The sequence below is a fragment of the Cellvibrio mixtus subsp. mixtus J3-8 genome (assembly GCF_000766945.1).
Lineage (GTDB): Bacteria > Pseudomonadota > Gammaproteobacteria > Pseudomonadales > Cellvibrionaceae > Cellvibrio > Cellvibrio mixtus_A.
On record NZ_KN266216.1, the window covers coordinates 73,441 to 79,766 of the forward strand.

1 protein-coding gene is annotated in these 6,326 nt (G+C 46.0%); it reads right to left on the reverse strand.

Annotated elements, in window-relative coordinates:
• The coding region (locus A596_RS20915) for a fibronectin type III domain-containing protein (protein ID WP_039918598.1) at window positions 1–6,326 on the reverse strand (6,326 nt) is incomplete at both ends.

Here is a 6,326-nt window from a genome sequence, read left to right on the forward strand (position 1 = left end):
GGGGTCATTTTTACTGCCGGTGCTGATGCAGATAGTTCATAAATGATATTGACCGTACCCAATGCATTGGGGCCGGTATGGTTATCAGCTTCGACACGGTAGGTAACCAAACCTGAATTTTCCGCAGTGTTATCGCCGGTAAACGTCAGCGCGAGATCTTTATAGGAATTTGCCGCAACGTTGGTGAGCGGCGAATAATCCACTCTCACGCCCGCCGGTAATTCAGCAATAGGCTGTTGAGCATTAGGTATTTGCACCAGGCGCACATTGGTTAAATGCGTATCCTGATCCGCGCGTACGCGCAAATTAATTTTTTGCGGGTAATTGCGCGGTACTTTCATGTCAATCTCCGCCGGACTTACCGAACCACCCTCAGCAGTAAATTCGCCGTGATTGGGTCTATCCGTCATTTCCGGATGAATGGCAGAGACGCGATATTTGCCGGCAGTGCCATCCAGTTTGTAGCCGAATATATAATTGCCACTTGCATCGGAGTACACCGTGTTGATGCGTTCAAAACCGCGCACAGTGGTAACGATGCTGACCGGAACATTGGCAATCGGTTCGTTGGTGGTGCGATCCACAACGCGGCCAGAAATTGTCACTGTGCCATTTTTAGCATTCACCGTTGTCGGTTGCACATCTGTTACTACGGCGAAGTAGGGCGTATCGCTTAATTGGATATCTTTGCTGATACCAATACCGGAAATTTCAACATGATTTTCTTTGCCAAGTTGATAGTGATATTTATCAACCACCAACCGCAAACGCACCTGGTCCGGCGCGGCGGCGGGAACATTCAGTGAAAACTCTTCCGAATTGAAAATAGATTTGGCTGCAACACGCGCAACAGTGTGGCCCGATGGAACGTTGATAACACCACCGGTGGTCTGGCGAATAGTTTTGCGGGCGAGCAGGTTGCCTTGCAAATCTTCCAGGATTAAACGCACTTCGGTGGAATCGGCTTTGCTGTTATTGGTCGCCATCACCAATTCCGTTTCCACATCGCTATTGTTGGTCAGGTTAAAGGAAACTTTACCTGCGCCGCCGCGTGTGAAGTTTTGCGTGCTGAGATCCAGCGTCAAGCCAGAGCTGCCTACTTCCACCGATTCAGTTTGTTGAATACGAATACGCTGGTTGGTTTGCGGTTTTTGTTCAAGGCGCAATGATAAATTGGTAATGGCATCCAGCTTGTCGTAACCGCCGACAACAACCGGAACCAATTGATTTGCACCGGCAGCCACAGTGAAGATTTCAGATACATGTTCACGTGTTTGACCATTTTCAGTCAGGGTCACATACAAACGAACACCTTCTGCAGCGCTGGTACCTTTGTTATCCACACGGAAGCGCAACTGGTTCATCACGCCGCGCTCCAGCAATATCGATTTATCGCGCTCCAACTTCACCGACAATGCCGGCAAACGCAATTCATGCGGCTTACTTTCCACATCATGTTCATCCACAGCAATTACGCTGTACACCACTTCCTGGCCAGCACCCTGGCTCGCCTGGTTTGCGTTGTAAGTATTATCGGTGTAACTGCTGTTAGTGCCGCTATGGTTGATGCCTTCCGGTGTCAGCAATTCTGCATCGGCATCGCCGGTTTTACGGAACACGCGATAGTGCTCAACGCCTCTTCCCTGGTGTTGCCAGGACAATTGCGGATAACCGTTATTATCCAGTGTGATAAACAATTGGTTAACCGGCAGCAATCCTGCATTGAGATAATCCGTCGCACTCGGTGCAGATTCATTACCTGCTGCATCCACCGCTACAACAAAATAACTGTGCTGATCGTCGGAGGGTTTAGTATCCAGTGCAATCAAGGCCGGAATGCGTGTTTGAATCGGTGTGTAAACCGATGCATCCGTGACTTCTGCATGTTGAGGCAGCGACGTGCGATAGAGTTTGTACGTTAAACCTTGCGGCGATTGCGGTGCACCTTGTACATCAACAACCGGCGCAGACCAACGCACAACGATACCCGCACCATTTAATTCGAGCGCAACATTTTCCGGTTTGGCAGGTGCAACGCGATCTGCCGTTACACTCACTGTTGGTGATTTACTGCTTTCGGATTCCTGGCCGTTTTCGCGACGCACAGAAGCAATTGCGTAACGATAGGTTCCGTCTTCCAGCGTTTGGTCTTCATATTCCAATGCCGTTAACGATATCAATTCAATTAATTCCGTATCAGCCGGTCCCTGGCGATAAAGTACATAAGCCGCTGCTTTTTCTACGGCGAGCCACTTCAATTTAATTTTTCCACCGGGCAGGGCAGTCGCGGTTAAATCAGCGGGGGTATTCAATGGCGGGAGGTTGCCTTGATAAACCTGGAATTGATTTTGGCCAATAATTTTTTGGCTGCTATTGTTGAGTTCATCGATAGCAGTATGCGCGAAACTCAATTGTGCACTGGCATTTTGCGCAACCGTATTCGGCAGATCAAAGCTACCGGTAAAACTCAAATTTTCCGCACCAGCCACCAACGAAATTCCCTGCTCAACACCGGCCAACGGCGAACCATTAATCATTGGAACTAGTTTCACTGGCGTGCCGGCTTTGGTTGCTTCGCTTAAACGAATTGCCACATTCACATGCAAACCATTTGCTGCATCTACTTTCAATGGTTCAACCGGTGCAATGGTCAGTTGCGTAATGTCCGGGCCTTGGGTATCAATTTTCAGCGAATTATTTTGCTGGATATCTGTGCCACGGTTCCCCACATTATCAAATGCCGACATAGTGGTGTAGGCAATTCCCGATGCAGTAGATTGATCAATCTGGAATTGACCGGTGTAGACGGATTCATCACCGTACGATTTCACCAGATCAATCGATATCGGCAACCCGGCTTCAGGCACTACTGCAAAGTACGGTGCATTGCGCAGGGGTTCGCTGAACGTTGCATTTACAATGACACGGCCACGACCAAAAATATTATTCGCCGCATCAAACTCACCTTCCGATGTGAATGTCAGTTGCGTAATTTTCGGGCCAATACTATCAGCCGTGACACTTAACACATTAGACAGTGCACCTTCATTACCCGCTTCGTTCACCGCTGCTACAGCATAAAAATAATTACCATCCACAGCGACTGTGTTGGTGTAGCTGGTTGCAGTAATTAATTGTGCATTGAGTTTCGTCACGCCGGCATCGTTGATACTGGCAAATGTTGTCGCTGATCGATAGACGCGGTAACCCTTCACCTGATTATTGGTATTACTACTGGTCACAGCGCTCCATTGCAGTTGCACTTGCCCTTGCTTGGTCGCGGTGGCACTAAAGCCCCTTGGGGCATCGGGTATTTGCGTATTTACAGTGATATTGCGCTCGGCACTGTACACACTCCATTTGGTTCTACCGATGTAACGCGCTTTGGTTTTTATTTTATTCGACCCTTCAACCACATCAATAACGGCGGAATAATTTCCACTGGAATCCACAGCAATAACATCTGCAAGGTCAATACCATTTAGCGCAATCATCACTTCCGCACCTACAACCGATTTACCCGTTACTTGCACACTGGTTTGGTTGATGGTGATGTTTTGCACTGGTGCAACGATTGTTGGCACCGCAGGTGCAATTAAATCGATTGAGAACGGATAATTTTTTTCCGTAACATTTTCCAACATGTCATAAACTTTTACTCCCAAGGTGTAATTACCGTCAGCCAACGACAATAAATCAAGCGGTTGCTCGTATGCACCTTGCGCATTAGTGATCAACACATTACCCAATGGCTCGCCATTCAAGGTAAATACCACGCGTGAGATTTTGGATTTATCGGTGGCTTTAATTGCGAATTTTCCAGCTTGTACAAGAACCGGAGCAGTATCCAATGATAATGGCGCTAATGAAGACAAATATTCTGCGCTAGTGATGGTGGGGTTTTCAGTATCATTTTGTGGTGTAACGGCAACTGGAATAACCTCTTTCAATTCGCCATTTGAATCATTAATCACCGTAACGGCCACATACACTTTGGTGCCATTTACCAGACCGGTTAGCGTTGTACTTTGCAACGATTGATTCGCAGATCCCTTAGCAATAATTTTCTTAGGCGTCATAGCCGCGACAGACGTATATGGATTTGTATCTATATAAATCGCGTATTGTTTTACCAGAGAGTATGCATTCGATGGAGTCCAGCTGACGACGGCACTATCTACGCCGGGTTCAGCAGTAACATTAATCGGATTCGGTAGCAACGTGATCGCTGAATTAGTAATACCTGTGCTACGGTTACCAGTTTTATCAACCACAGAAATACGCAGGTTGTGCGCCGTTGCCGGTTGCAAATTAGTGATTGAATAAACAATCGGATTAGCTGCACCAACATCGGCTTTACTCAAGGTAATTGTTTTGGCTTCACCATTGTCAGAATAATTAATCACATAGGATTCCAGGTCGCCACTTTTATCCAGCGATGGCGTCCAACGTAAATCCAGCTGGGTTAAGCCTGAAACAATTTGCAGGTTAGTAATTTCTTCCGGTGCACGAGTATCCAATGGTTGACCGGCAACAGAAATTACTTGGGAAATGAAAAGATCTGATTTATCAACTGCAACAATGGCAAAATAATAAGTATTACCAGTAGTCAATCCTTTAACGACTGTTGATTTCGAACCTGCAGGAAGAATATCAATTGGTTCCATTCCAATAATATTGTCGAAGGGATTGGTATTAAAGTACACACGATAATTTTTAATATCATTTCCATTCAATGGTTCACTGTAAGCTAACCAGGTTATATTGATTTCACTACCTTCACCGGTACTCACTGCAATAGGTTCAACCTTACCCGGTGGTAAATTGTCGTAAGCAATATTAGCGATAACCGGCTCACTTTGATTACCTGCACGATCCCTGACAACAAACTCCAATCGATTAGCGCCAGCAGCCAACGTTTTATTGTAGGTCCACGTAGTTGAACTATTCGCACCGACAACAACCTGGCCATTGATGAGAATTTGCGACCAGGCTTCTTTGCTGCCACTGAAAGTGTGATTATTAAAAGATGTTTGTGGAGGATATTCATTGAGAATCGTTGCAGCAGGCTGTTCGCGATCCAACACAAAGGTATAACTGTGCGCAGTGGAATTACCAAACAAATCCAGAACTTGACTGCTTACCAGATATTCACCATCCATCAATGACGCGGATGGCGTCCATGTAAATTGTTTGGCATTGAGTGTGGTGGTACCACTTACCATTACATTATTTTGTTTTACAACAATCGTTGAACCAACAGCATCGATACCACTACCATTTTCAGTAACATTAATACGAATAAATTCCGGTGCAACGGCAAGGTAGGTATTTGCTGACGGGCTTACAGGTGCTACTGACGGAGCAATCGAATCCACTTCAACAATAACACGTACTTCCGGTGATGCATTTGTTGCCGCATCCTTCGCAACAACAGCAAGGTTAGACGTTCCTTGCGGCAACGTCAGTGTATGCGACCAATCCCCGGAGCCAATCGGAACTGCTTGCGCATTGTTAATCCAAATTGAAGTGTTATTTTCTCTGGTTCCGGAAATAGTAAATTGCGTATTGCTTATTTTATTAATTGCCGGTGCAACTGCATAATTGACGGACACTGCAACCGGCATATCCACATCAATTATAAAATCAAATAAGTATGCATCAATTTCGCCTTCAGCAATTTTATTCCGATTTTGATCCAGTCCATTTCCGAGAATAGAAAGAATATTCGGTCCCACTTTTAATTTGTAATTTCCATTAGAAAATGGTTGTGCAAATACAAAGGTAAAACTCATATTACTGTGTGCAGTAATACTTATCGGGTAATGCGCAACATTTCCGGCATCGGTTACCACCACATCATCAATTGTAAGGCTGGTCGCATCAATAGGAACACTAAAGTCGACACGAATTTCCTGCACAGATTGATTGCTTAAAGCACTTAAACTTGTCGCATAGACGTAGGGTGGGGCTTCGGTTTGTTGTTTATAAATAGTTCCCGCATTACCGCTTTTATTACCCGCACCACCCGCTACAGTAATTTTATTTTCTGCTATTCCGGAGAGAACTTCGTAAAAGATTGCAATGCGGCCGCCACCACCTCCGCCTACCGAGCTACGGCTATCACTTCCGTTTGCACGTATCTCACCTAATCCTGATGGTGATGTCAGTGCACCAACATTCAACCAAATCGATCCACCAGCGCCACCACCATGACTGCTCGCAGTAACTACTCCACCGTCCGCAAGAATCTTTCCATTTAGCGTTAAGGTGTCCGCTTCAATCTTGATGGCTCCGCCACCACGATGATCCGTCGCACCACTACT